We start from the raw sequence: 23,443 nt of genomic DNA on the forward strand, positions 1-23,443 counted from the left end.
TCGGGCAACGCCCGAAATCCCGCGATAAAGCTCGTTGCCGACCTGATAGACTGGTGATATATTAGGCTGAAGCCCTGTGACAGACACCTTTTGACGGACGGAGACCGCGAGATGGAATTATCGTCGAGCCCGATGACCGAACGGCAGCGGAAATACCGGGCAACCTACCGCCACCGCATCGCCGGCTGGTACAATGGCTGGCTCCATGCGTTCGTCATCTATGTGATCGGTTTCACCGCGCTGTCGGTCTATTTCGCCAATATCAGCGGCCTGCGCTGGTGGGAACTTCTGATCGTCCCGGTGACGTTCCTCGCCGCGAATTTCTTCGAATGGTGGATTCACCGCTTCGTCATGCACCGCCCCTCGCAGGTCAAGGCGTTTCGCGCGATCTACAACCGGCACACCTTGATGCATCACCAGTTCTTCACCGAGCAGGAGATGCGCTTCGCCGATCATAACGACTGGCGCGTGACGTTCTTTCCGCCCTACGCGCTGGTGACCTTCACCATGATGTCGATCCCGCCGGCGCTGGTGCTGGGCTTTCTGGTCTCGCCCAATGTCGGCTGGCTGCTGATCTCGACCACGACGTCGATGTACCTGATCTACGAATTCATGCATTTCTGCTGCCACGTCGACGAGAACTGGTTCGTGCGCAACACGCCCTTCGTCAACACCATCCGCCGTCATCATACCGCCCATCACAATCAGTCGATCATGATGGAGCGCAACATGAACCTGACCTTCCCGGTGATGGACTGGCTGTTCGGCACCTCGGACCTCGATCGCGGGCTGATCGGCACCCTGCTCAACGGCTACGACACCCGTTACGTGAAGACCAACATGCGCAAGACCTCGCGGACGCCGAAGCCCGAGATGGCCCGGCCATCGACGGGATTTGCGACGCCGGCTGAATAGCCGCGGGCGGGCCGAGGGAGAATCGATGCAGGCGATCGAGCCGAACTGGGTTTCCTCGCTCTGGTTCGCCGGCTTCGCGACCATCTGCACCCTTGCCTTCCTCGTCGTCGCCGGCATGTTTCCGTTGCGCGCCCGCCCGGAGGCGGTGCGATCGAAAGCGGCGACGCTGCTGGTGGGCGGCAACGCCATCCTGTTGGCAGCACTCCTGGTGGGGACCGGGCTTTACGGCTACGCCGAACTGAGGTGGAGCACCCTGGTCGTCGTGGCCGGGCTGGTCGTGTTGTTTACGCCCGGACTGTTCGAAGTCTGGCCCGCGCCGCTGCGCGATGGGCGGACCGGACTTGTGGTACTCGTCGGCGTTCAAATGCTGACGCTCGCGACGCTGGCCAGAGTCGCGGGACCGTTGTGGACAAACCTGTCCTGAGTTTGGTCGGAGAAATAGTGCGATGCCCGTAAAGATAAAACTCGGCCTGTCACTGGTGGTGGTGCTGGTGACGGCCATTGCCTTTTATTATCAGAACTCGCTCGGACACGATCGCATTCAATACGTCGTCGCCTTTCTCGGCTTCTTCATGATCTTCGCGATGTGGCTGTTTCCCGAGGTCAAGCGCGAGGAAACGGCCGGCGGCGTCCGCCGCGACACCGCGCCGCGATAGGCCTAATTCGCGGCAGCCGCCGCCGGGCCGGGCGCGATCCTGGCTATCATTGCCTCGATCTCGGCGACAACCAGTTCGGGTGCGGCGTGCTGCACCATGTGGCCGACATCCGGCAGCACGATCAATTTCGCATTCGGCACAATCGCGGCGAACGGCCGGGAATGGATGCTGGTCGATACGGTCTTGTCGGCACCGTCTCCCGAGATCACCACAACCGGCGCGCTGATCTCGGCGTAGCGCGGCGCCTGCTCCCTGACCGCTTCCTTCAGGGCGACCAGATCATGCGCATTGGCGATGAATTCGCGCGGCCGCAGCAGCAATGGCGTCGCCGATCGCTGGATAAATCCGTCCGGCATCATTTGCGGCAGGAAAACGCCGCGGGCGCCGGGCTCAGCCAGAACGTAGCCGAGTGGCAGCGTGATGGTGTGGGCTAGAAGCCAACCGATCACCGGGGTGCTGATGATCCTGTTATATTGTCCGACGCCGCCCGGCCACGGATAGGCCACCGGCGCCAGCATCACCAGACCGGCGACGCGCTGCGGATAATCCAGCGCCATCCGCGCGCCGAGCGCGCCGGCCCAGGAGTGGACCACGAAAACGGCGCGGCTGACGCCGAGCTTTCCGAGCGCCTCCTCGATCATTCGCCCCTGGATATCAGGCGTCGAATCCCCGGTACGCGCGCGCGCGCTCCAGCCGTGGCCGGGCCGATCGATCAGGATCACCCGGTGATTTTCGGCAAGCCTGCCGCCAAGCGGCTGCCGCATGCTTTCGAGATTGGAACTGGCGCCATGGATCATCACGATCGCGGGGCCTGTGGCATCGCGCGGCCCGATATCGACGACGTGGAGGGCGCCACCCGCCACTTCGATGATCTTGCCTCGCGCGGGATAGGTGCGCTCCAGCAGGAAGACGCCAGCCTGCGTGATCAGCGCCAGGATCGCCAGCGCGGCCACGACGCCTGTCAATATCATTGAGAATATCCGGATGATCCTGTGCACCAACGAGCTACGATTTTACGGCATCCGGGTTTCAAGGCCAGCCCGAATCCGTCAAACGCTGAAACCGACACGCCCCAGTCCGGGCAATTTCACGGCCGGCCGTCGCAGATCGACGCCGAACACCGCGCCGAAAAAATTGACCTCGATGCCTTCGATCCAGCCGATCGCCAGCCCCAGATAGCCGCCCAGTGTGAGGCGAACGCCGGTCCCGGAAGCGGTCGGTCCGAACATATCACCATTATAGGGAAAGTCCTTGCCGATGGCGGTCGGCGGCAACGTGGCCTGCAGCTCCGGCACCGCCGCCATCACGGCGGTGACAAACGTATTGGAGTTCGGTCCCGGCCAGGCCCGATAATCGCCCCAGGATCTGAGCTCATAGCCTTCGACCGCGGCGCGGATTCTGGGAATCATGCGTTCCGCGGTTTCGCCGTCCGTCGCGGCGATGGTCTCCGGCGTGCCCCCGAACCAGCGTCCATCGGCGGCAAATCCGTTGATCCGGATCGGCTCGCCCCAGGCCGTGTAATCATAGCGGGTGTAGCGCGTTGCCCCGCGCTCCTTGACGACGATCCAGCTGTGGACCGCGAAGATTCCGCGCCAGCGAACCGTGCGCGCGGCATAGACGCGAACCACCGCCTCGGGATGTTCCTGCGGTGCGGGCAACAGACCGGCGCTGGAACGGTCGGCCATCTGCCAATCGACCGAACGATCGCCGAGCAGATACTTCACCGCCGACATCGTGATCGGGGCGATCAGCAGCACCAGAAAGATAATCACAGATTTTCTCAAGTTGCGGAAACTTCGGCGGGTCAAATTCATGCAGGCGTCACATGCCGCTTCATATAGTCGTGCCGGGCGCTTTCGCCACGCGGCGTTCAAATGGAGGGTATTCAATGACTTCCGAGGCCAGCGAAGCCGCCATCGACCGGATCGTGGCAACCTGCAATGGCGACATCCGCGGCGCGCTGAAGGCGCTGCTGCTGGTCAACGAGCAGCTGGAAGCCGAGCTGGCACAGGCCTATGCGGCGGTGATCCACGGCGAATTGACGCCGCGCGGCAGCAACGTCCTGCACTGACCGAAGGTCAATCGTCGGTCAGGCTGCGATTTGGGCATTGGCTGATGGTGGAACGCGCCAGCTTGGCATCTTCGAGGGATTTGTAGGGACCGGTTCCGAACCAGAATGGGCCGTCATTGCTGTACGGATAAATGGTTGGATTACTGGTCACGATCTCGCATTTGTTGGTCGCGCGGCTGCCGACCACCCAGTACTGCCCATCGGCCAGACATGCCGTTCCCAGACCGAACGTCATCGCGCCAGCCAGTATCCACGATCTCATGGTCTCGCTCCTACACGCATTCCAGCGGGCAAGTTCGCGGTAGCCAAAAACGTTCCGGCCGACAATGGATGGCCTGGTTTCGTGGTTAACCGGCCCGCGACCGGATCGATCAAAAGCAGCGATCAGATGTCGCGGCCTTCGACTTTTTCAGTCAGGGTCTTGACCAGCTCCGGCACCTTTTCCAGATGCGGATTGACCGCGAGCGCCTTGCGGAAGGCGTCGAGCGCGCGCTTTTCGTCGCCGAGGTCCTGCATGATCATGCCGAGCCCGGCCAGCGCACCGAAATGGCGGGGTTCGCGCACCAGCACCTGCTCGATGTCCTGCATCGAGCGGGTGTAATCGTTCTTGAGATAATACAGCGTCGCGCGCCGGTTCCAGCCCTCGACATAGTCGGGACGCAGCTTCACCACGGCATCGAGCAGCTTCAGCGCCACGTCCACCTGCTTGGCGTCCATCGCGGCCTTGGCGCGCACCATCAGTAGCGCCGCGGTATCGCTCGGCGTCTGCATCCACACCGCCCAGATCCGGGCCTCGACATGTTTGGCGCTGGCCTCATCGGGCGCCGCCTTCAGCGCGCCGAACAGAAAATCCAGTCCCCGCGTCTTGTCGGCGCCGACCTTCGGCAGCTTGGCTGGCGCCTCCGGCAGCTTCTTCTGGTTTCGGGGTGGCGCTGATCTCGGATCCTGCGCCGACGCAGGAACCGCCCATGCGGCTATCGCTGCCGTGAGCAGAATTGCAAGGTGGCGGCGTGACCCTGGGAATCTCATTGCCATGGTTAAAGTCTAGACGCAGCAAAACGCGCTTGCAAAGCAGCAAGCCGTCAAAGACCCGTGATGACCTGAATTTTAGCGAAGGCCGGAAGCCGGAAAGGGCCTCGACTCAGTCGGAATCAACCTTGGCGCGCCTTGAAACGGCGCTGGACCTTGTTGATCACGTAAACCCGGCCCTTGCGGCGGACCAGACGGTTGTTGCGGTGACGTCCACGCAGCGATTTCAGCGAGTTACGGACCTTCATGGGACAATCCTGATGCTTTGAAAGGCCGTGTTTCGACAGGCCGAAAGTGGCAAAACGAGATTTTTCCCGCCAGCGGTCATACCGCCCGGGACGGCCGGTTTCTAAGCCATCGAACGGTCGAATGTCAATCCGGACGGGCAAATCAGGCTGCCGCCGGCCTTTCCTGACCGGTTGGAACCGGGTTCCCCGGTTAGGAAAAATACATAAATTCGGTCAAAGGTTTGCTGCGGCGCCGTGATTCGCACCCTATATCTGGAATTGGCTATTCGGCCGAGCTGGGTCTCGCGCAAAGATGGGATCCGCCTCCGCCATGACATCTGCCCATAACCCCACCATCAAGCCAACGATTCCGGCCCCCGCGGATTATGCCGCCCCACTTGCCGCCACAGGCCGAATACCCCTGCCCGCGGGCGTACGGCCGTTCCAGCTCAACTGGCCCTATATCATCGTGATCGCCGGCTATCATGGCCTGGCGCTGCTGGCCTTCATGCCCGGCTGGTTCTCCTGGAGCGGCCTGTTCCTCGCCATGCTGCTCACCCATCTGTGCGGGCTGTTCGGCATCAACCTTTGCTACCACCGGCTTCTCACCCATCGCGGCCTGAAGGTGCCGAAATGGCTGGAGCATTCGATGGTGGTGGTCGCGATGTCCTGCCTGCAGGAGACGCCTGCGCGCTGGGTCGCGATCCACCGCCGCCATCATCAATTCGCCGACGAGCAGCCGGACCCGCACAGCCCGCTGGCCAGCTTCTTCTGGAGTCATATCGGCTGGATCCTGGTGCACCAGCCCGAACTGTCGCGGCTCGGCATCTATGAGCGCTACGCCAAGGACATTTTGCGCGATCGCTTCTACGTCGCGCTCGAGCGCCATGGCTGGCTGGTCTGGATCAATCTGATCCAGATGCCGCTGTTCTTCGCCGCCGGTTTTTTGGTGGGATGGCTGGCCGGGCAATCACCTGACGTCGCGATGCAAACCGGACTCAGCATCCTTCTGTTCGGTGTCTTCGTCCGCACCGTGCTGGTCTGGCACATCACCTGGGCGGTGAACTCGGTGACCCATCTGTGGGGCTATCGCAGCTACGAGACCGACGAGGACAGCCGCAACAACTTTGTCGTCGGCATGATCTCCAATGGCGAAGGCTGGCACAACAACCACCACGCCGACCCGCGCTCGGCGCGCCATGGCCATCGCTGGTGGGAGATGGACAATACCTGGCTGACCATTCGATTCCTGGAACGGATCGGCCTGGCCACCAACGTCGTGTCGCCCAGCGCGCACCTCAAGGCGCATGCCGCCAAGGCCAAGCTGATCACCCGCGGCTCGGACGGCGTCCCGGTCGATTAGAGGCGCGGTCGAGGGGCCGAGGGGGCTCCCAACCAAAAACAGCGAAAACAACCCCATGCACAGTAAGCAAGGGGTTGACGGCATGGATGTTTTGCCCGCGAAAGCGATTTGACACGTTGGGCAAATCACCGCGATATTGGAATAGTGCCCACGACTAGTACTGGCCACGTGAGATCGTTGAGTCGCTGGCTGTCCATGCTTCGAGACGCTCGCGCCGCTCACTCCTCAGCGATGAGGTCCTCGTCGCTCCTCGAACAACCCCAGTTCCCTCATTGGTGAGGAGCAATGCATCTCGTGTCCCGGACGCGGCGCAGCGCCTCTTCAGCGCTGCTCCGCAGAGCCGGGACCCACACTTCGCAACCGTGGGCCCCGGATCAGCTGCGCACAACGCCGCGAAGGGCGGCGCGCTGCGCAGCATCCGGGGCACGAAACCTCATCTTTCAGGATAAGGTCGCAGGCTCTCAGCATGAGGTTGTTGTGGTTCAACAAGCTAAACCTCATCCTGCGGAGGCCGCGTAGCGGCCGTCTCGAAGGACGGGCTGCAATACCAGTCTGTGATTCCGGGCGCTAACTCGGAAACTCCACCATCGCCTCCCCCGTCGCGACCTTCTCGCCGGCCTGGTTCTTCACCATGACGTCGATCAGCACCCAGCGCGAATTGGCGGTGACCTGTTTCGACTTCACGATGCCGGTCGGCTGGATGGTGTCGCCCGGCTTCACCGGCTTGACCCAGCGGGTTTCCAGGCGGCGATGGATGGCGCCGGCGGGATAGGCCCAGTCGGTGATCATCCGCGTGATCAGGCCGAAATTGTTCATGCCGTGCATGATGATGCCGCCGAAATTGGTCTTGCCGAAACTGCCCTTCATGTATTCGTCGTCGAGATGCAGCGGGTTGTAATCGAGCGAGCCGTCGCAGAACAGGCGGATGGATTCGCGGCTGACTTCGAATTTCGGGCCGTCGATGGTGTCGCCTTCGCCGAGGTTTTCAAACGTGGTGGTCATGATTTCCCTCGCGTCATTCCGGCCGGATGGTCCAGCCGCGGCCGGAACAGATCACGTCGCCTTGCTGGTTGAAGAAGACGTTGTCGTGCACCACGAACAGCCGTTCGCGCTTGATGAATTTGTCGAGCGCGCGGGCCTCAAGCCGGATGACGTCGCCGGGACGCGCGGGAATGTTGTAGCTCCAGGACTGCCCGGCATTGACCGTGCCCGGCGAGCGCATCCAGTCGTCGGCCGGCGTGCAGGCGAACATCAGGAGGATGTGGATCGACGGCGGCGCGATCAGCCCGCCATACCGCGTGGTTTTGGCGTAGGCCTCGTCGAAATAGATCGGGTGATCCTCGCCGACCGACGCGCAATACAGCTCGATGGCGTCGCGCGTCAGCGTATAGGGAATGGTCTTGCGCGGCTCGCCGGGGACGATGTCGTCCCAGACCTTGCGCAGATTGGCGTGTTTCCAGAAATCGGTTTCGAAGGCTTCCGCCTGCGCCATCGCATCCTCCCTTGCCCGCCGCTATTATGATGCAGGTCTGTCATCCCATCTTGCGGAATTTGTTATATAGTATAATCAATTCGCGACCGTGTAAAATCAAGCGACCCTGCCGGGGAAACACCATGCCCAAACTGAAGCTGCCCAATATCGACGACGTCGTGGCGATCGACATCCACACCCATGCCGAGGAGCCCTGCGGCATGCATGGCGACGACGGCTATGACGACTTCCAGGAAAAGATGGCCGACTACTTCAAGTCGCCGAACAAGCACCCGCCGACCGTTCAGGAAACCGCGGCCTATTACCGCGCCAAGAAGATCGCGGCCGTGATCTTCCCGGTCGATGCCGAGCGCGAGACCGGGTTCCGCCGCTACAACAATTACGAGATGCTGGAGATCGCGTCGGAGAATTCCGACGTGCTGATCCCCTTCGCCAGCATCGACCCGCACAAGGGCAAGCTCGGCGTCCGCGAGGCGAGGAAGCTGATCGAGGAATACGGCGTCCGTGGCTTCAAATTCCATCCGACCATGCAGGGCTTTTATGCGAACGACCGCATGGCCTACCCGCTCTACGAGGCCATTACCGAAGGCGGCGCGATTGCGCTGTTCCACACCGGCCAGACCGGCGTCGGCTCAGGCATGCCCGGCGGCATGGGGATGCGGCTGAAATACTCCAACCCGATGTACATGGACGACGTCGCGGCGGATTTCCCCGACCTGAAAATCATCCTGGCGCACCCGTCATTCCCCTGGCAGGAAGAGGCGCTGTCGGTCGCGACCCACAAGCCGAACGTCTATATCGACCTCTCCGGCTGGTCGCCGAAATATTTCCCGCCGATCCTGGTGCGCTACATCAACTCTATTTTGCAGGACAAGATGCTGTTCGGCTCGGACTGGCCGGTGATCACGCCGGACCGCTGGATGGCGGATTTCGCCAAGCTCGACATCCGCGACGAGATCAGGCCGAAGGTGCTGAAGGCCAATGCGCGGAAGCTGCTGGGGATCTAGATTTTGCCTCAGCAAGAGAGCGTCCCTTCGGTGCTGGAAACCGAAGCCATCGGCGAAACCGCCGAAATTTATGCGGACATCCGCAGGACGCTCGACACCAGCGTGGTCAACCTGATTTGGCGTCATCTCGCGACCATGCCCGGCGCGCTGCCGTGGGCATGGTCGGCGGTACGGCCGCTCAATCTGGCGCCGGCCGCGGCGCATGCCGAATCGATCCGCCGCTCGCTGCAGCTGCCCGACATACCCGCGATTTCCAAAGATGTTTTGTCCGCGGCTGGAATTGATCAGCGGGCACTGACGAATATCCGCGCGGTATTGAACAGCTACTATCATACCAACGCGTTGGCGCTGGCCGTTCTCTCCGCCCTGCTCGAACATTACGATCCGAGCGCCGCCGAGCCGGCGCAGCCCTCGGACGCCGTACCCGTCTCTGCGCCGACTGAACTCCCGCCGTTGCCGCCCATGCAAGGCCTGTCACCCGAGGTGCAGCGGTTGATCCTGGAATTGAATGAATTCGGCGAGGACACCGATCCGTTTCTCATTGCCAGCATGTACCGGCATCTGGCGTACTGGCCGGCCTATCTCGGCATCGTCCGGACCCTGCTCGCACCATACCAGGCCGACGGCAGCTTGAACGCGCTGACGCGCTCGGCACGCGCCGTCGGCCGCGCGCATGGAAAAGTGCTGGCCCGCCAGCTGGCGCCCGGCAGGCCGCCAGATAGCCTGTCGGCGGCGCTTGCCTCGTGCCGGTTATTCGTCGAACATCCGATCGCCAGGATGGCAGGAATCTGCGCCATCATTCGACGTGCCACGCCCGAATAGCCCGGCGCGGGCACGACATCAGGGGCGTTGCATGAGCATCAAGGCCGTCGTATTCGACGCCTACGGCACATTGTTCGACATCCAGTCGGTCGCCGCGGTCACCGAAGAGGCGTTTCCCGGTTACGGCGAGCTCATTACCCAGGTCTGGCGCATCAAGCAGCTCGAATATACCTGGCTGCGTTCGCTGATGCGACGATATGAGGATTTCTCCGTCATCACGCGGGATTCGCTCGCCTACACGCTCAGGATACTCGGGCTGCCATACGACGGCGCCGCGTTCGAACGCATCATGGACAAATATCTGCATCTCGATCTTTATCCGGATGCGATGGCGGCTCTTGCGGCGATGCAGGGCCGCAAGCTCGCCATACTGTCCAACGGCAGTACTGGCATGCTGAACGCGCTGGTCGCCAACAGCAGCCTCGACCGCGTGCTGGATGCCACCATCAGCGTCGACTCGCAAAAGATCTTCAAGCCGGCGCCGGAAGCCTACGGGCTGATCGAGACGAGGCTCGGCGTGCCGCCCGCCGAGGTGCTGTTCATCTCCTCGAACCCGTGGGACGCCTGCGGCGCCAAGGCCTTCGGCCTCAACGTCGCCTGGATCGAGCGAGTGACGCATGAAGCGATGGCACTGGCCTGCGTCAAAAATGACCTTGTCACCCCACTCACTATGTTCAAGGCGATCCGCACCCAGATGGACGAACTCGGGCTCGAGCCGGATTATCGCATCCACGCACTGGCGCAATTGCCGCGACTGATCGCCGCTCATCCTTAATCCGTCCGACAAATGAAAACGAGCAGGCAATTCGGAGTTTCCTCCCAACTGCCTGCTCGTCGAAGACCTGACCGCTATTGGCTATCCGCGTCCGGCGCCGTTGTTCACAGCGAGCGATCATGTTTCCTTCGGAGATAGAACTGCACAGCCGCCAAAGCGTTCCACCCGACAATCAAGTCTCTTCACATTTCCATGCTTTTGCGGAATGTAACGATTCCGCTAGAATCCAGCCGCTCAAACCAGCAGAAACAGCCGCTTCATGAGTATTAAATCCGTCCGCGCGTTCTTCGCCGAACATGCCCCCGATATCACCGTGATCGAATCGCCCCTGAGTTCCGCCACCGTGACGCTGGCCGCCGAGGCCTATGGCGTCGAGCCGGCGCGGATCGCCAAGACGCTTTCCCTGCGGATCGGCGAGCGGGTGGTGCTGATCGTCGCCGCCGGCACCTCGCGCATGGACAACAAGAAGGTCAAGGCGCATTTCGGCGGCAAGCCAAAGATGCTCGGCGTCGACGAAGTCGCCGACATCACCGGCCACGAAGTCGGCGGCGTCTGTCCGTTCGGCCTGAAGGCGCCGTTGCCGGTCTATTGCGACGTCTCGCTGCAAGCGTTCGACGAGGTGGTGCCGGCCGCGGGCTCGACCCACAGCGCGGTGCGCATCGCGCCGATGCGGATGGCGCAACTCACTTCCGCCGAATGGATCGACGTGTGCCAGGCGCCGGCATAACCCGGGGGCGTCATTGCGTCACGGCTTGCTACCCGTTTCCGCGTGCAGCGCTTTCGCATCCACAGGCGTCATTCCAAAGCGCCGCCGAAACGACCGGTGAAAATACGAGACGTCGTTGAAGCCGGCAAGATAGGCGACGTCGCTGATCTTGCCCGCCCGGTGCCGCGGGTCACCCAGCAGCCGCGCCGCGCGCAGCAGCCGCTGTTCCAGCACGAATTCCGAAAACGTGGTGCCGCTGCGCTCGAACAGCAACTGGATGGTGCGGGTACTTGCGCGGTGGCGCTGTGCGACCTCGGCAAGCGTGAGGTTGCCGTCGCCGAGGCAAGCCAGAATGTCGGCCTTGACGGCTTCGAGGCGCGCGGCTGCGAGACCACGGCCTTTCGCCAGTTCGGTCGCGTCGCGTCCAGCGCCGAGCGCCAGCACCACCAGATCGATCAGGTGCTGCGAAACGGCATGCTGCGCCAGCGCATCGAGTCCCGGGGCGTGCTGAACCGCGAAGTCGTAGTATCGATGCAGCAGCGTGGTGAGCGCGGGGTCATGATCGAGCGGCCGCGCAATGCTGTCTTCCGCATCGGGACAGTAGGACAGCAGCGTCTTGCGGTCGAACAAGGCAGCCTTGTTGCTGCCCTCCTCGAGCTGCGCGATGAATGCGTCCTTGATGGAGGCGTCGATGAGACTGATGCCCAGCGGCGCGACGTCGAGCGCACGGCGGCCCATGACGGCGTGCAACGGCGAATCCGGCGCCATCAGCAACGCCAGACTGTCGCTGGCGCAGAGCGTCGTGAACCTGATCGGCGTGCCGCTGCAGAGGGATATCGTTGCCTGCGGCAACATCAACGCTGTGACGTCGCAGCGAAAGGCGCCGTCGGACAGAGGCGAAAGATCGGCCGCCATCACCTGGCGGCAAAACTCCTCCCGCCACATTTCATAGGCTGGCCCATGCGGGTCGCCGGCATAGCCGAGGCGCGGCGGGGATCGATTCGTTGTCGGCCGCCATAGGCGCGCGCGTCTCCAGGCTCGTGTAACGGCACAGCAATACCGCGCAGGCGGCCCGGCGCGCAACGCCTTCAAGCCCAATTACGCATCAAGCCATTGAGATTTGCGCTGTCGTCCATTCGGTGCGACGACCCGTGGCGCCGCCGGCCCGACCGGCTGTGGCATCGCCGCAACAGGCCGGCCGCAAAACCGGCGTCCTGCGCCTTCGGGCATAATGCGTTTCGCGTCGCTCCAAGAACCGCATCGTCATTCCCGCTAGCGTTCACGCGCTGCAACAAGGGAATTATCGATGCCGACTGGAATGCCGATTGGAATACAGCCCCGCGCGCAAGACTCTGCGGTCGGAAATATCTTGCGCGACAGGCTGCTCGTCACCACCGCGCTGGCGCCGCTCGTGCTCGGGGGACTGCTGTCACTGGCCCCCGGCCCGGCGCGCGCCGCCTGCACGGTGGTCGGCACCGGCACCATCGGCGCACTCGATTCCAACGATGTGGCGACCTGCACGGGCCTTGGCAACACCGATCACATCAATGCCACGGGCCAGACCAATGTCACGGTCAACATCGGTAGCGGCGCCACGACGTCACTGACGCCGGCCGCCGGAATTCCGGCGATCGTTTTCGACAACACATCGAATTCGAATGTGGTCGTCAATGATCAAGGAACAGCCTCAACCTATAGCGGAGCGCTTCTCCTCTCCAACGGCGCGAACAACAACAATGTGACGATCGCGGTCGGCGGGGTTGCGGAGGGCACGGGCAATGCCGAAGCCGCGATCGTCATCGATAATTCGAATGGCAACCTCGTTAACGTCAGCGGATCGGTGGTCGGCCCCGGGGGGACAGTGACAGGGCTCCGAATAGCCGGAACATCGACCGGGAATATCATCACTATCTTCTCGGGCGGATCGGTGACCGGCGGCCATACTGGAATACAATTCATTGCCGGCGGCAATTCCATCTTCAATGCCGGCACAATTTCGGGCGGCTTCAATCTCGGCATCTCCGGCTCTGCCGGGATCGACACCATCGTCAATTCCGGGATTATCTCCGGGCCCGACGCGATCGACCTGTTCGGCGACAACGATGTGCTTACCCTTGTTTCCGGGTACGCCATCACCGGGAGCGTGCTTGGCGGCACCGGCACCGATACGCTGGGGTTTGGCGGGACCGGCAGCGCCACATTCGACCTCAACAGTCTAGGGGCCGGGCTACAGTATCGGGAATTCGAATTGCTGCAGAAAAGCGGCTCATCGGTGTGGACGCTGACCGGCACCACCGCTTTCAACGGCGCGATGACATTGAGCGCCGGCGGCCTGATCGTGAACGGCACCCTGCCGTCCGTCGTCACGGTCGATGGCGGCTATCTCGGCGGCACCGGTACGGTCGGCGGTCTCGTCGTCAACAATGGCGGCACGGTCGCGCCCGGCAATTCGATCGGTACCATCAACGTCGCCGGCAACGTCGCTTTCAACGCCGGCTCGACCTATCAGGTCGAAATCAACGCCGCGGGCCAATCCGACAGGATCGCGGCAACCGGCGCCGCGACCCTCAATGGCGGCACGGTGCAGATCGTGCCTCTCGGCACCGGATTCCTCGCCAATACCCAGTACACCATCGTCACCGCGGCCGGCGGCGTCACCGGCAGCTTCGCATAGCTGGCGCCGCTGACGACGCCGCTGGCTTCCGGGCAGCTCAGCTACGACGCCAACCATGTCTATTTCCTGCTGCAACAGGTCGCAGCCTTTGGAACCCTGACCGGGCTGACGCCGAACCAGTCTGCCGTCAGCACGACGCTGGACCAGGCACAGCTCGGCGGCGCGTCCGGACCGCTCGCCACTGCCATCAACACGCTCGCCGCGCTCAACACGCCGGGCATCAAGGCCGGCCTCGACGATCTCGCCGGACAGATTCACGCGGATGGACGCCGCTTCACGGTCGACCAGGCCACAGCCTTCCAGAATTTCATGTGGAACGCCGGCACGCAGTCACGCGGCGAGACGGTGCGCGTATCGACCTCGTCGGCCTCTTCCTACGCTCTGGAACCGGCGGACCCGATCGGCAAGTCGCTTGGCGCGCGCCGCGCGGCGCCGGCGCAGAGCGTGTGGTTCGGCGGTTATGGCAATTGGGACAGGGTGGCGGCGACCGACATCGCCTTTGGCTACAACACCGGCGGCGGCGGCGCCGCGCTCGGTGTCGATCTGTGGAACAGCCCCGGTTTCACCGCCGGCCTCGCGGCCGGCGCATCGACCGGCAAGCTGCGGTTGGCGGGCCGCGCCGACCGCATCGAAGCCAATGCCGGCCATGGCGGGTTCTATGCCCGCGGCGAGAGCCACGGATTCAATCTCGCATCGGCCATCAGTTATTCGTTCGCGGCGCTCGACTCCTCGCGCGCGATCGCGTTCCTGGGACAAACCGCCACCGGCTCATCCCATGCCAGCACGTTTGCCGCCACGCTCGGTGTCGCACGGCCATTCCAGTTCGGCGGCATCACGGCCGAGCCCTTCGCCAACCTCGACTGGTACGCGACGAGGCACGATGGTTTCAATGAGACCGGTGCGCCCGGCGTAAATCAGACGGTGCAGGCTGGCGGCTTCGACGCGCTGTTCGGCACTACGGGGCTGCGCATGGTGCATCAAACCGTGATGCCTAACGGTGTTGCGGCGCAGTTCGGCGCGACGCTCGCCGTGCGCCATCAGTTTTCCGGCAACGCGCCGGCCATGACCGCGGCCTTCGAGGGCGCGCCGGGAATTCAGTTCGCGATCTCCGGTGTCGAACGCGCCCGCACCACGGCGCTCACCGGCGTCGAGGCGCGATGGGATCTCACTGCCACGACGTCGTTCAGGACCTCTTACGAGGGCGCGTTCGCACCGGGCTTCGACCGGCACACCCTGCGGGGCACAATTCGCAGCGAATTCTGAGCCGGCCTCCTACTCCACCTTGCCGATCTTCTTCACCGCCGCGATCAGCCGCGCGGAATCCTCCGCGACGAACTTTGAAAATTCCGGCGCGTCCAGATAGGCGACCGGGCTGCCGGCATTTTCGAAGGTCTTCATCACTTCCGGACTCTTCGCCGCCTGCGCCATCGCCTCGCGCAGCCGCGTCATGATCGGCGCCGGCAGCGCGCTCTGCGCGAACAGCCCGGCCCAGATGTAGAACTCGACGTCCTTGTAGCCGAGTTCCCGGAAGGTCGGCAGATCGGGAAAGCTCGAGACCCGCTGCGCGCCCCAGTTCGCCAGCACGCGCATCTTGCCGTCGTCGACATGCTGCTTCAGGGTGCCCGGCGCCGACGCCATCGCCTGCACCGTGCCGCCGAGCAGCGCCGTCAGCGCGGGACCGGCGCCGCGGAACGGCACATGCAACAGCTTGATGCCGGCGGAGGCCGCGAACATTTCCATCGCCACATGCAGCGTGCCGTAGGGACCCGACGAGCCGTAGGGAATCTGGCCGGGGCGTTTCCTGGCGTCGTCGACGAAATCCTGCAGCGTCTTCCACGGCGCCGAAGCCGGCACCGCCAGCAGCGTGGGATCGGCGAGCACGCGCGCGACCGGCGCGAATTGCGAGACTTCGTAAGCGACGGGACGGCCGAACAGCCGGTCGGCTTCCGGCAGCACCGCCAGCGACGACAGCGTCATCAGCAGGGTGTAGCCGTCGGGCTCGGCGCGCGCCGCCGCCGCGTTGCCGACCGAGCCGCCGCCGCCGCCGGCGCGGTTGTCGACGATGACGGGCTTGCCGAGAATTTTCTCCAGCGCCAGCGCCACCGGCCGCGCGGCGAGATCGGCCTGGCCGCCGGCCGGGAACGGCACGATCATGGTGATATTGCGCGAGGGCCATGGGCTTTGCGCGAATGAGGCATTCGAAAGCGCGGTTTGCACCAGCGGCAATACGGCGGCAGCTTTCAACAGTTCGCGACGGTTCATGGTGGTTTTCTCCCCGGTAATGTTGTTCTGGTTGTTGGCGGGCAGCGTACCGGAATTCGCTGGGTGGGCAAACGCCTACGAAGATTTCCGCTTCTTTCCTTCCGCCAGACGCTTCGCCAGAAACTCCGCCAGCACCTCGACGCGGGCGGGGCGCGGGCCGCCGGGTGGGGTCACCAGATGCACGGCGCCTTCGGGCTGCTTCCAGTCTTTCAGGATCACCTCGACCTTGCCGGAGGCAATGGCGTCGCCGACGATGAAGTCCGGCAGGTCGGCGATGCCCAATCCCGCGAGCAGCGCCGGCATGACGGCTTCGCCGTTGTTGACGCGCAACTGGCCCGCCGGGCGCACGCTGGCCTGTTCGCCGGACGCATTGGTGTAGTGCCAGATCCCGGGCGTCGAGAGATAGGCGTAGCCAAAACACTTGTGTTCGGCGAGATGCATCGGATGCGTCGGCCGGCCGTGACGCGCGAGATAGGCCGGCGTCGCCACGGTGTAGCGCGGCATCGCGCATAGCCGGCGCGCGATCAACGAGGAATCCGGCAGCCGCGCGATGCGCAGGCCGGCATCAAAACCCTCGCCGATCAGATCGACGGTGGCATCGCTGAGATGCAGATCGATCGAGACCTCGGGATATTGCTCGAGGAAATCCGGCAACAACGGTGCCACGTTTCGGACCCCGAAGGTCATGGGCACCGCGAGCCGCACCAGCCCGCGCGGCGTGGCCGATTGCGCCAGCGCCTCGTTTTCTGCCGCCTCGCCGTCCGCCAGCAGCCGTGCGGCGCGCTCGGCCAGTTTTTGCCCCGCATCGGTCAAAGCGAGCCGCCGCGAGGTGCGGTTGAACAGCCGGGCGCCCAGCCGCCCCTCCAGCCGGGTGACCGCCTTGGATACCGTCGCCTTGGACAGCGCCAGTTCGGTCGCGGCCGCCGCAAACGACCGTAATTCCACGACTTTTGCGAAAATCGCGAGGCCTTCGAAGTCCGGCAGTTTTGCCATCGGTGCTCGCCCTATTGGACCTATTTTTGAAACAATGTGTTTCGATAGTTTCTATTTCTATCATACCGGCGGAGGCATATCCATTGCTCCAACGGAAATCGAACGACGGATCTGTCGACAGCGATTTCCAAAGTTCAAACCAAAGGGAATATTCCATGATCGAACTCAGGCCTTTTGAACAACTCGGCGGCGCCGATCACGGCTGGCTGAAAGCCAAGCATCATTTCTCGTTCGGCAGTCATTACGACCCCAGCAATATGGGCCATGGCAGCTTGCGGGTGTGGAACGACGACGAGATCGCGCCGAACAGCGGCTTTCCGGCGCATCCCCATGCCAATATGGAGATCATCACCTATGTCCGCGAAGGCGCGATCACCCATCAGGACAGCCTCGGCAACGAGGGCCGCACCGAAGCCGGCGACGTGCAGGTGATGAGTGCGGGAAGCGGCGTGCGTCACTCCGAGTACAATCTGGAACCGACGCTGACAAGAATCTTCCAGATCTGGATCGAGCCGACCACGCAGGGCGGTCAGCCTACCTGGGGCGCCAAGCCGTTTCCGAAGTCGGACCGGTCAGGAAAATTCGTCACCATCGCCAGCGGCTTTGCGGCCGACAACGATGCGCTGCCGATCCGGGCCGATGCGCGGGTGCTCGCCACCACGCTGAAGGCCGGCGAAAGCGCAGAGTATGCGTCCGACAAGGCCCGCAACCTCTATCTGGTACCGGCCGTCGGTAGCGTCGAAGTCAACGGCGTGTTCATCAACGCCCGCGACGGCGTCGCGATCTCGGACGAGGCAAGGCTGACGATCACCGCGCTGGAGGATTCGGAGCTGGTGCTGGTCGACGCGGCGTAAGGTTCCTCATCTCGTCATGCCCGGGCCTGACCCGGGCATCCATCCTCTTCACGTAAATTCTCGCGAAGCGAGATGGATTGCCGGGTCAAGCCCGGCAATGACGACCTCTTTTTCACTCTCGCAAACCCAACCACACGGAAAACCACCATGACAAAAGTCCTCGTTCTCTATCATTCCACCTACGGCCATATCGAGACCATGGCCAACGCCATCGCCGAAGGCGCGCGCGAAGCCGGCGCCACGGTCGATATCAAGCGGGTGCCGGAGCTGGTGCCCGAAGCCGTCGCGAAAGCCTCGCATTACAAGCTCGATCAGGCGGGCCCCGTGGCTGACATCAAAGACCTCGTCAATTACGACGCCATCATCGTCGGCACCGGCACCCGCTTCGGCCGGATGGCATCGCAGATGGCGAGTTTCCTCGACCAGGCCGGCGGCCTGTGGGCCAAGGGCGCGCTGCACGGCAAGGTCGGCGGCGCCTTCACCTCGACCGCGACCCAGCATGGTGGCCAGGAGACAACGCTATTCTCCGTCATCACAAACCTCCTGCATTTCGGCATGACCATCGTCGGACTGAATTACGGCTTTGCCGGCCAGATGAAGCTCGACGAGGTCACCGGCGGTTCGCCCTATGGCGCCACCACCATTACCGGCGGGGATGGCAGCCGCCAGCCGAGCGAAAACGAACTGGCGGGCGCGCGTTATCAAGGACGCGTGATCGCGGAGACCGCGAGAAAGCTTTATGGCTGATGCAAGGGCGGTATTCCCTTTCGGGAATGCCGCCCTATCTCGATCACGGGGATCGACGGATATTGCCATGATCGAAATTCTTTTTGTCTATCAATTGGTTCGCAAACCGCTCGAGGCGCTGGCGCGCCGCTGGTATTGCCGTAGTCCGTTCTGCGCGTCGCGGGGACGGCGGCAATGCCCGGGTTGCACCGATTTGTGAAGCGACGTGACGATTCGTGATGCCTCATGTCGTCACGACATCGGCGACAGAGCCCATCAGCGAGTCTGGGTATGAACCACGCCCCGCATGTTCACTGGCCGGAATTGCCCACCGCGGCATGGCGCGACACCTATGCCACGCTGCATCTGTGGACGCAGATCGTCGGCAAGATCCGGCTGGTGCGCTCGCCTTGGCTGAACCATTCCTGGCATGTCGCGCTTTACGTCAGCGCGCGGGGGTTGACGACCTCGCCGATCCCGGACGGCAACAGGACATTCCAGATCGATCTCGACTTCATCGATCATGCGTTGCGCATCACCACCAGCGACGGCGCACAGCGGCAGTTCGCGCTGCCCGGACACTCGGTCGCGAGTTTTTATGCCGGCGTCATCGCCGCGCTCGCCGAACTCGGCATCGACGTTGCCATCGACGAGACGCCCAACGAATTGCCTGACCCAATTCGGTTCTCGCAAGACAGCCGGCATGCTTCCTACGATCCGGACGCGACAGGTCGTTTCTTTCAAATCCTTGTCAACGTCGACCGGGTATTAAAGCAGTTCCGCACCGGCTTCCTCGGCAAGGCAAGCCCGGTGCATTTCTTCTGGGGCAGTTTCGATCTCGCGGTGACGCGCTTTTCCGGCCGCCGCGCGCCGCGCCATCCCGGCGGCGTGCCGCATCTGTCAGATGATGTCGCCAGCGAGGCCTATTCGCACGAAGTCAGCAGCGCCGGCTTCTGGCCGGGCTCGGGTGCTGTCGATTACCCCGCGTTCTATTGCTATGCCTATCCCGAACCGGCGGGCTTTCGGACGGCCCAGGTGCGTCCCGACGCCGCGTTCTTCAGCGAGGCGCTTGGCGAATTCATCCTGCCCTACGACGCCGTGCGCACCGCCGCCAATCCGGACCAGGCCTTGCTCGGATTCCTGCACAGCAGCTATGAGGCCGCGGCCAATGCGGCGCAGTGGGACCGCGACGCGCTGGAATGCGCGCCGGGAAAGCCGGGCGTGGTGCGGCAGATCTAGGACGTCAATCTTCATTCCGCGACGGCGCTTGCCCAAGGCGCGTTACAAAAACGCCTCAAACGGGGATGTCTGTGCAGCGACTGCACGGCGCGAACACGTCACGCTTAGGGAAGTCCGCGCCAGCCCAGGGCCGTCGTGATATCGGATAGCGGAAAGCGCGTCACGCCAAACCGCCGCTTGTAGGCGTAGATGCCGATGCTGAAGTCGACTTCACGCACACCGCCATAGTGCAACGCCGCCATGGCCGCTCGATGATCCGCCGGCCCGGCGAACAGTTCGACCATTTCTCGCCGGCATTGCTGATGCGCAGATGAATAGCGCATGCCGCGGCGGATGCCGAGCAGTGTTGCGACCACCTCCTCGCCCACGGTCAGCGCCGACACGACGGTAAAGCCACTATGGATGCCATCATTGAGCAGATGCCCGAAGGATCTCGGTCGGGGCCTTTGTCTTACTTAATGAAAATTGGGTTCGTTCTGCCAATTAGTGCGTTTTTAAACCTCCTGCATCTGCAGAAACAAACGTTTCTTACGGGATGACGCCCTCTTCTCGTAGCGGTCGATGCGCTGCAAGCTCTGCAGCGACATCAACACCGAAGCGCTTGCGCTAGCCCGTTCGGCCGCTTCAAGGAGTTTCTCGGTCAGCCGGCTGCGCACGGTGTGGACCGACCTCGTCCGATATTCAGCAACCGCGAGCAGGCGCGCTTCTCGTTCACAGTGGCCAGCCTTGCGCAGCAGGTTCGTCAAGACTTCAACGGAACGGACCGCAGCTGGATCCTTCCGGAAGTTCGCTGCCAGCCCGTGGCTGGTGGCGTTTCGGCTCGCACGCATCTTGCCGCCGATGCTGCGGGGCCCGCGGCTTTTCTGGGCATTAGTCCTGTTGGCGGCCAGTTGTTTTTCAGATGCCATCGATCCCCTACTCCGCCACATCACTGAATTCACCGTCAATGATTTGCTGGGAGGTTTTTTCCAAGCGTCTCGCCATAAACTCATCCCGCCGTTGAACCTCCCGCAAGATGGCCATCCGTCGGAATTCCCGGTCGGCAATCGACTTGTCGAGGACTTGCAGCTCGGCGACACACAACGAATAGGCCTTGCCGAGTATGGAAGCGACATCGTGACCACGAGCGGCGAGTCGTTCATCAATCTTGGCGCCGAAAGCGGGGTCCGTTGACCAGCGGCGAGCCTCATTTCGTGCGTCTAACATGTTGTACAAAGTGTCTCTGTAGGCATCCCGGGGATCGTAGGTTGATTTCATAAGCTCCTCAACGACCTCGATTTGCTTGTTCAGAATCAACGCGGCCTTTGCCACCTGAAGCCGGCGAGCGTCCAACGCAAGACAGGTGACGTCGTTGGCACAGAACCAATCCACGATGTCCCGAGCCCCTACCGATACGGCAACGGCCAAAAGTATTGCATCGTAGTGATCGCGCTTTTCATTCCGCCAGAGCACGGGCTCGCCCAACAGATTTGCAATCTCGACGGGAATTTTCCGCAGCGGTGGCGCGTTATTGACTTCGGACATGACGGCTCCCTTTTCGCCACGCGACGGCTACACCAAGGCATCGATCGCAATGCGGCAAGAACCGAGCGGGAAAACTTATCCCCGATCTTATTTTTCCTTTGGGAAGCTCAGCAGGCCTGCAAACAGGATCCGGCGGCATTGTTAAGATGAGGGCGATTCGAGGAGACTCGAGATGGAAATGATGGACATTCAAGCCGCTACTCGCCAGTTCGAGTCAGCCGCCAATATGTTGGCCAATGCGCGCCAGGATCTGGAAGCATTGCCTCAAGCCCATTCCGATCCGGAAATCCAGGCGCACATCGATTCGTTTCGCAAGACCCTGAAGAAATTGTTTCGAGACACGTCGATCGCAGCAATCGCATGTTATGAACTGATGCCTTCCCAAATGCCGCTATTACTTAACTATCCCGGCGAACTGGGAAAGCTAATCGCTGCACAAACTCGTTTTACAATGGAACACAACCAGACGACCCGGCTGTTCAATAAGGTCAGCGACCCGGCCGGGGCAACAGCCGGAACACAGGCCGGCTAATCCACGTCATTGGTTCCGGCCGCCGTGCGACGTTACGCCAGACGGTGGAGCAAGGAGCGCGGGCAATCGGCGGCGCCCTGAAGGTGTCGCGGAACACGGTCAAGGAGGTGCTGAGCTCGGGAGAGCTCTCCTTGCGAGTACGAGCGTGTTGTTCAGCCGGCCGAAGCTGGGACGATGGGCAGCAGAACTCGACAGTTTACTGGCAAGTAACGATAGCCAAGGCTGCTCGCGAGCAGTTAACGTTGATCCGGATTTTCGAAGAACTCCTCGGGCGCGGCTATGATGGCGGTTACGACGTTACGCTGCCTGCTTTCGCGAAGCAGGTGGTCAGGGATGCTGATCCTGGAGACAATTGCTCGGATTCAGCGCGAGCACTTTATCAAGGGCAACACGATCAAGGAGATCGCCCGCAGCCTACGTGCCGCTGAGGCTTGAGCTGGAGAAGCCTATCAGTTCGGCTGGAGCCACGAGGTGGTTCTGCTGAATGGCGTGACGGTGATCGTAAAGGCCGCCCATGTCCGGCTTGGCCATAGCCGTATGCTGTTTGTGCGGTGCTATCCGCGCGAGAAGCAGGAGGTGGTGTTCGACGCCCACGACCGGGCATTCGCCCTATTCAAGGACACTTGCGTGCGCGGCATCTACGACAATATGAAGACTGTGGTGGAGACGATCTTCGTCGGCAAGTGTCGTCTCTAAACGGAGTCCTCGGTCAATCGAAAAGACAATTTTTATGTTCGACTATTAGGTCCTGTGGACACTTATCGCATTCATAAGACGATGGCGGCAAGGATAACGACAGCCAGATCGTTCCGAGCGGTTTTCTCGAAGCGCGTTGCGACGCGCCTGAACTGCTTGAGTTTTGAGAAGCAGCACTCCACGAGATGGCGTTGAGCATAGAGATGCTTGTCGAGCGGATATTTGAGCGCGCGTGACGGGTTGTTGGGAATGACGGCGAGTGCTCCCTTGGCGGCGATGGCCTGGCGCAGAGATCGGCGTCATAAGCTGTGTCGGCCATGACGACCTCGGCGGGCAACCCTTCGATTAACCCGTCGGCTTGCGGTGCATCGCCTTTCTGGCCTGCTGTCAGCGTGAGGCGCACCGGACATCCATCCCGGCCTCGACCATCGAACGCAAGCGGCGTCTTCGGCTTCCGCCCAGCGGTCGCGCGGCAATGACGTCGCTAAGGCCATGGACTACATGCTCAAACGCTGGAGCGCGTTCACCCGCTTCCTCGACGACGGCCGTATCTGCCTGTCGAACAACGCGGCGGAGCGTGGCGTGCGCGGCATCGCTTTGGGGCGCAAGTCGTGGTTGTTCTGCGGCTCAGATCGCGGTGGCGAGCGCGCCGCCGTTATGTACAGCCTGATCGTCTCGGCTAAGATGAATGACATCGACCCGCAAGCCTGGCTCGCCGACGTCCTGGCCCGCATCGCCGAACATCCCGTCCAGAAACTCGACGAACTGCTGCCGTGGAATTGGCGTGGGTCCAGCGCGCAGATCCGTCGGGCAGCATGACGTCCGCTTCCGCCCCTCAGCCGCGCGAGTGATGCCACCGCGGTCCTGACCGGATGCTAAC

General features: G+C 62.5%; 27 protein-coding genes and 4 pseudogenes. 17 read left to right on the top strand and 14 right to left on the bottom strand.

The window, feature by feature from the left end; translation table 11 throughout:
• Positions 1-111 precede the first annotated feature (111 nt).
• From Q7T45_RS25030 to Q7T45_RS25040, 3 genes are read left to right on the top strand one after another with little or no spacing between them, the layout of a single operon-like run.
• Positions 112-915, top strand: a complete 804-nt coding sequence (locus tag Q7T45_RS25030; protein ID WP_304874480.1) for a sterol desaturase family protein — start codon at positions 112-114, stop codon at positions 913-915.
• A 25-nt stretch (positions 916-940) separates the two neighbouring features.
• Positions 941-1,339 (top strand): hypothetical protein, encoded by a 399-nt coding sequence (locus Q7T45_RS25035; protein WP_304874482.1) that lies wholly within the window; start codon positions 941-943, stop codon positions 1,337-1,339.
• 22 nt (positions 1,340-1,361) lie between these two features.
• Entirely contained in the window at positions 1,362-1,571 is a 210-nt protein-coding gene (locus tag Q7T45_RS25040) for a hypothetical protein (protein ID WP_304874484.1), read from the top strand.
• A 2-nt stretch (positions 1,572-1,573) separates the two neighbouring features.
• Here Q7T45_RS25040 and Q7T45_RS25045 read toward each other — a convergent pair whose 3' ends face one another.
• Both Q7T45_RS25045 and Q7T45_RS25050 read right to left on the bottom strand, forming a co-directional pair.
• Positions 1,574-2,542, bottom strand: coding sequence for an alpha/beta fold hydrolase (locus tag Q7T45_RS25045; protein WP_304874485.1), 969 nt, complete (start codon positions 2,540-2,542; stop codon positions 1,574-1,576).
• Between the two features lie 78 nt (positions 2,543-2,620).
• Positions 2,621-3,343, bottom strand: a complete 723-nt coding sequence (locus Q7T45_RS25050; protein WP_370691360.1) for a DUF3750 domain-containing protein — start codon at positions 3,341-3,343, stop codon at positions 2,621-2,623.
• A gap of 116 nt (positions 3,344-3,459) precedes the next feature.
• Between Q7T45_RS25050 and Q7T45_RS25055 the strand changes: the two genes are divergently transcribed.
• A complete protein-coding gene (locus Q7T45_RS25055; RefSeq protein ID WP_304874488.1) occupies positions 3,460-3,642 on the top strand; it encodes a hypothetical protein in 183 nt (60 codons plus the stop codon).
• A 7-nt stretch (positions 3,643-3,649) separates the two neighbouring features.
• Here the strand turns inward: Q7T45_RS25055 and Q7T45_RS25060 are convergent, their stop codons facing one another.
• The 3 genes from Q7T45_RS25060 to ykgO all read right to left on the bottom strand — a co-directional run bounded on the left by Q7T45_RS25060 (position 3,650) and on the right by ykgO (position 4,919).
• Complete coding sequence (locus Q7T45_RS25060) at positions 3,650-3,904, bottom strand: hypothetical protein (RefSeq protein WP_304874490.1); 255 nt, start codon at positions 3,902-3,904, stop codon at positions 3,650-3,652.
• A 122-nt stretch (positions 3,905-4,026) separates the two neighbouring features.
• On the bottom strand, positions 4,027-4,677 hold the full coding sequence (locus tag Q7T45_RS25065) for a tetratricopeptide repeat protein (RefSeq protein WP_304874491.1): 651 nt from the start codon (positions 4,675-4,677) through the stop codon (positions 4,027-4,029).
• A gap of 116 nt (positions 4,678-4,793) precedes the next feature.
• A complete protein-coding gene (ykgO, locus tag Q7T45_RS25070) occupies positions 4,794-4,919 on the bottom strand; it encodes a type B 50S ribosomal protein L36 (protein ID WP_002718645.1) in 126 nt (41 codons plus the stop codon).
• 310 nt (positions 4,920-5,229) lie between these two features.
• Here ykgO and Q7T45_RS25075 point away from each other — a divergent pair, with 310 nt between their 5' ends.
• Entirely contained in the window at positions 5,230-6,261 is a 1,032-nt protein-coding gene (locus Q7T45_RS25075; protein ID WP_304874521.1) for a fatty acid desaturase, read from the top strand.
• A 567-nt stretch (positions 6,262-6,828) separates the two neighbouring features.
• Here the strand turns inward: Q7T45_RS25075 and Q7T45_RS25080 are convergent.
• Both Q7T45_RS25080 and Q7T45_RS25085 read right to left on the bottom strand, forming a co-directional pair.
• Positions 6,829-7,263: a MaoC family dehydratase gene (locus Q7T45_RS25080; RefSeq protein WP_304874523.1), complete on the bottom strand. Its 435-nt coding sequence runs from the start codon at positions 7,261-7,263 to the stop codon at positions 6,829-6,831.
• Positions 7,264-7,276: 13 nt separating this feature from the next.
• Entirely contained in the window at positions 7,277-7,753 is a 477-nt protein-coding gene (locus Q7T45_RS25085) for a MaoC family dehydratase (protein ID WP_304874524.1), read from the bottom strand.
• Between the two features lie 122 nt (positions 7,754-7,875).
• Here Q7T45_RS25085 and Q7T45_RS25090 point away from each other — a divergent pair, with 122 nt between their 5' ends.
• The 4 genes from Q7T45_RS25090 (at position 7,876) to Q7T45_RS25105 (ending at position 11,084) form a co-directional block, all read left to right on the top strand.
• Positions 7,876-8,760: an amidohydrolase family protein gene (locus tag Q7T45_RS25090; RefSeq protein ID WP_304874525.1), complete on the top strand. Its 885-nt coding sequence runs from the start codon at positions 7,876-7,878 to the stop codon at positions 8,758-8,760.
• 30 nt (positions 8,761-8,790) lie between these two features.
• On the top strand, positions 8,791-9,582 hold the full coding sequence (locus Q7T45_RS25095; RefSeq protein ID WP_304874527.1) for a hypothetical protein: 792 nt from the start codon (positions 8,791-8,793) through the stop codon (positions 9,580-9,582).
• Positions 9,583-9,613: 31 nt separating this feature from the next.
• Positions 9,614-10,357 carry a haloacid dehalogenase type II gene (locus tag Q7T45_RS25100; RefSeq protein ID WP_304874528.1) on the top strand — a complete coding sequence of 248 codons (744 nt, stop codon included), beginning with the start codon at positions 9,614-9,616 and terminating at the stop codon, positions 10,355-10,357.
• A gap of 259 nt (positions 10,358-10,616) precedes the next feature.
• Positions 10,617-11,084, top strand: coding sequence for a YbaK/EbsC family protein (locus Q7T45_RS25105; RefSeq protein WP_304874529.1), 468 nt, complete (start codon positions 10,617-10,619; stop codon positions 11,082-11,084).
• 18 nt (positions 11,085-11,102) lie between these two features.
• On the opposite strand, the gene Q7T45_RS25110 is transcribed toward Q7T45_RS25105, so the two are convergent.
• Positions 11,103-11,978: an AraC family transcriptional regulator gene (locus Q7T45_RS25110; RefSeq protein ID WP_304874530.1), complete on the bottom strand. Its 876-nt coding sequence runs from the start codon at positions 11,976-11,978 to the stop codon at positions 11,103-11,105.
• A gap of 454 nt (positions 11,979-12,432) precedes the next feature.
• On the opposite strand from Q7T45_RS25110, the gene Q7T45_RS25115 reads away from it, so the two are divergent.
• Together Q7T45_RS25115 and Q7T45_RS25120 are read left to right on the top strand one after the other, a co-directional pair.
• Complete coding sequence (locus tag Q7T45_RS25115) at positions 12,433-13,737, top strand: autotransporter outer membrane beta-barrel domain-containing protein (protein ID WP_304874531.1); 1,305 nt, start codon at positions 12,433-12,435, stop codon at positions 13,735-13,737.
• A 138-nt stretch (positions 13,738-13,875) separates the two neighbouring features.
• Positions 13,876-15,000: an autotransporter outer membrane beta-barrel domain-containing protein gene (locus Q7T45_RS25120; protein ID WP_304874546.1), complete on the top strand. Its 1,125-nt coding sequence runs from the start codon at positions 13,876-13,878 to the stop codon at positions 14,998-15,000.
• 9 nt (positions 15,001-15,009) lie between these two features.
• On the opposite strand, the gene Q7T45_RS25125 is transcribed toward Q7T45_RS25120, so the two are convergent.
• On the bottom strand, positions 15,010-15,999 hold the full coding sequence (locus Q7T45_RS25125; protein ID WP_304874532.1) for a tripartite tricarboxylate transporter substrate binding protein: 990 nt from the start codon (positions 15,997-15,999) through the stop codon (positions 15,010-15,012).
• 75 nt (positions 16,000-16,074) lie between these two features.
• Positions 16,075-16,992: a LysR family transcriptional regulator gene (locus tag Q7T45_RS25130; protein ID WP_304874533.1), complete on the bottom strand. Its 918-nt coding sequence runs from the start codon at positions 16,990-16,992 to the stop codon at positions 16,075-16,077.
• A 155-nt stretch (positions 16,993-17,147) separates the two neighbouring features.
• Here Q7T45_RS25130 and Q7T45_RS25135 point away from each other — a divergent pair, with 155 nt between their 5' ends.
• The 3 genes from Q7T45_RS25135 to Q7T45_RS25145 all read left to right on the top strand — a co-directional run bounded on the left by Q7T45_RS25135 (position 17,148) and on the right by Q7T45_RS25145 (position 19,811).
• Positions 17,148-17,846 carry a pirin family protein gene (locus Q7T45_RS25135; RefSeq protein ID WP_304874536.1) on the top strand — a complete coding sequence of 233 codons (699 nt, stop codon included), beginning with the start codon at positions 17,148-17,150 and terminating at the stop codon, positions 17,844-17,846.
• Positions 17,847-17,993: 147 nt separating this feature from the next.
• Positions 17,994-18,593 (top strand): NAD(P)H:quinone oxidoreductase, encoded by a 600-nt coding sequence (wrbA, locus tag Q7T45_RS25140; protein WP_304874537.1) that lies wholly within the window; start codon positions 17,994-17,996, stop codon positions 18,591-18,593.
• Between the two features lie 270 nt (positions 18,594-18,863).
• Entirely contained in the window at positions 18,864-19,811 is a 948-nt protein-coding gene (locus Q7T45_RS25145) for a DUF5996 family protein (protein ID WP_304874539.1), read from the top strand.
• Positions 19,812-19,915: 104 nt separating this feature from the next.
• Here the strand turns inward: Q7T45_RS25145 and Q7T45_RS25150 are convergent.
• The 3 genes and pseudogenes from Q7T45_RS25150 to Q7T45_RS25160 form a co-directional block, all read right to left on the bottom strand.
• Positions 19,916-20,245: pseudogene (locus Q7T45_RS25150) on the bottom strand (GNAT family N-acetyltransferase); the annotation flags it as partial.
• 60 nt (positions 20,246-20,305) lie between these two features.
• Positions 20,306-20,719, bottom strand: a complete 414-nt coding sequence (locus tag Q7T45_RS25155; RefSeq protein WP_304874540.1) for a hypothetical protein — start codon at positions 20,717-20,719, stop codon at positions 20,306-20,308.
• Between the two features lie 7 nt (positions 20,720-20,726).
• Positions 20,727-21,335: a hypothetical protein gene (locus tag Q7T45_RS25160; RefSeq protein ID WP_304874542.1), complete on the bottom strand. Its 609-nt coding sequence runs from the start codon at positions 21,333-21,335 to the stop codon at positions 20,727-20,729.
• A gap of 172 nt (positions 21,336-21,507) precedes the next feature.
• On the opposite strand from Q7T45_RS25160, the gene Q7T45_RS25165 reads away from it, so the two are divergent.
• Positions 21,508-21,867, top strand: coding sequence for a hypothetical protein (locus Q7T45_RS25165; protein ID WP_304874543.1), 360 nt, complete (start codon positions 21,508-21,510; stop codon positions 21,865-21,867).
• 44 nt (positions 21,868-21,911) lie between these two features.
• Positions 21,912-22,557: pseudogene (locus Q7T45_RS29085) on the top strand (hypothetical protein); the annotation flags it as partial.
• Between the two features lie 77 nt (positions 22,558-22,634).
• Here the strand turns inward: Q7T45_RS29085 and Q7T45_RS25180 are convergent.
• Positions 22,635-22,975 (bottom strand): annotated as a pseudogene (locus Q7T45_RS25180) (transposase); the annotation flags it as partial.
• 44 nt (positions 22,976-23,019) lie between these two features.
• On the opposite strand from Q7T45_RS25180, the pseudogene Q7T45_RS25185 reads away from it, so the two are divergent.
• A pseudogene (locus Q7T45_RS25185) lies at positions 23,020-23,382 on the top strand (transposase); the annotation flags it as partial.
• Between the last annotated feature and the right edge of the window lie 61 nt (positions 23,383-23,443).

This window comes from Bradyrhizobium sp. (assembly GCF_030646015.1).
Taxonomy (GTDB): domain Bacteria; phylum Pseudomonadota; class Alphaproteobacteria; order Rhizobiales; family Xanthobacteraceae; genus Bradyrhizobium.

Coding starts and splice junctions, on each gene's coding strand:
- Q7T45_RS25030 (WP_304874480.1), top strand. CDS start 112: ATGGAATTATCGTCGAGCCCGATGACCGAACGGCAGCGGAAATACCGG.
- Q7T45_RS25035 (WP_304874482.1), top strand. CDS start 941: ATGCAGGCGATCGAGCCGAACTGGGTTTCCTCGCTCTGGTTCGCCGGC.
- Q7T45_RS25040 (WP_304874484.1), top strand. CDS start 1,362: ATGCCCGTAAAGATAAAACTCGGCCTGTCACTGGTGGTGGTGCTGGTG.
- Q7T45_RS25045 (WP_304874485.1), bottom strand. CDS start 2,542: ATGATATTGACAGGCGTCGTGGCCGCGCTGGCGATCCTGGCGCTGATC.
- Q7T45_RS25055 (WP_304874488.1), top strand. CDS start 3,460: ATGACTTCCGAGGCCAGCGAAGCCGCCATCGACCGGATCGTGGCAACC.
- Q7T45_RS25060 (WP_304874490.1), bottom strand. CDS start 3,904: ATGAGATCGTGGATACTGGCTGGCGCGATGACGTTCGGTCTGGGAACG.
- Q7T45_RS25065 (WP_304874491.1), bottom strand. CDS start 4,677: ATGGCAATGAGATTCCCAGGGTCACGCCGCCACCTTGCAATTCTGCTC.
- ykgO (WP_002718645.1), bottom strand. CDS start 4,919: ATGAAGGTCCGTAACTCGCTGAAATCGCTGCGTGGACGTCACCGCAAC.
- Q7T45_RS25075 (WP_304874521.1), top strand. CDS start 5,230: ATGACATCTGCCCATAACCCCACCATCAAGCCAACGATTCCGGCCCCC.
- Q7T45_RS25080 (WP_304874523.1), bottom strand. CDS start 7,263: ATGACCACCACGTTTGAAAACCTCGGCGAAGGCGACACCATCGACGGC.
- Q7T45_RS25085 (WP_304874524.1), bottom strand. CDS start 7,753: ATGGCGCAGGCGGAAGCCTTCGAAACCGATTTCTGGAAACACGCCAAT.
- Q7T45_RS25090 (WP_304874525.1), top strand. CDS start 7,876: ATGCCCAAACTGAAGCTGCCCAATATCGACGACGTCGTGGCGATCGAC.
- Q7T45_RS25100 (WP_304874528.1), top strand. CDS start 9,614: ATGAGCATCAAGGCCGTCGTATTCGACGCCTACGGCACATTGTTCGAC.
- Q7T45_RS25105 (WP_304874529.1), top strand. CDS start 10,617: ATGAGTATTAAATCCGTCCGCGCGTTCTTCGCCGAACATGCCCCCGAT.
- Q7T45_RS25110 (WP_304874530.1), bottom strand. CDS start 11,978: ATGGCGGCCGATCTTTCGCCTCTGTCCGACGGCGCCTTTCGCTGCGAC.
- Q7T45_RS25125 (WP_304874532.1), bottom strand. CDS start 15,999: ATGAACCGTCGCGAACTGTTGAAAGCTGCCGCCGTATTGCCGCTGGTG.
- Q7T45_RS25130 (WP_304874533.1), bottom strand. CDS start 16,992: ATGGCAAAACTGCCGGACTTCGAAGGCCTCGCGATTTTCGCAAAAGTC.
- Q7T45_RS25135 (WP_304874536.1), top strand. CDS start 17,148: ATGATCGAACTCAGGCCTTTTGAACAACTCGGCGGCGCCGATCACGGC.
- wrbA (WP_304874537.1), top strand. CDS start 17,994: ATGACAAAAGTCCTCGTTCTCTATCATTCCACCTACGGCCATATCGAG.
- Q7T45_RS25145 (WP_304874539.1), top strand. CDS start 18,864: ATGAACCACGCCCCGCATGTTCACTGGCCGGAATTGCCCACCGCGGCA.
- Q7T45_RS25155 (WP_304874540.1), bottom strand. CDS start 20,719: ATGGCATCTGAAAAACAACTGGCCGCCAACAGGACTAATGCCCAGAAA.
- Q7T45_RS25160 (WP_304874542.1), bottom strand. CDS start 21,335: ATGTCCGAAGTCAATAACGCGCCACCGCTGCGGAAAATTCCCGTCGAG.
- Q7T45_RS25165 (WP_304874543.1), top strand. CDS start 21,508: ATGGAAATGATGGACATTCAAGCCGCTACTCGCCAGTTCGAGTCAGCC.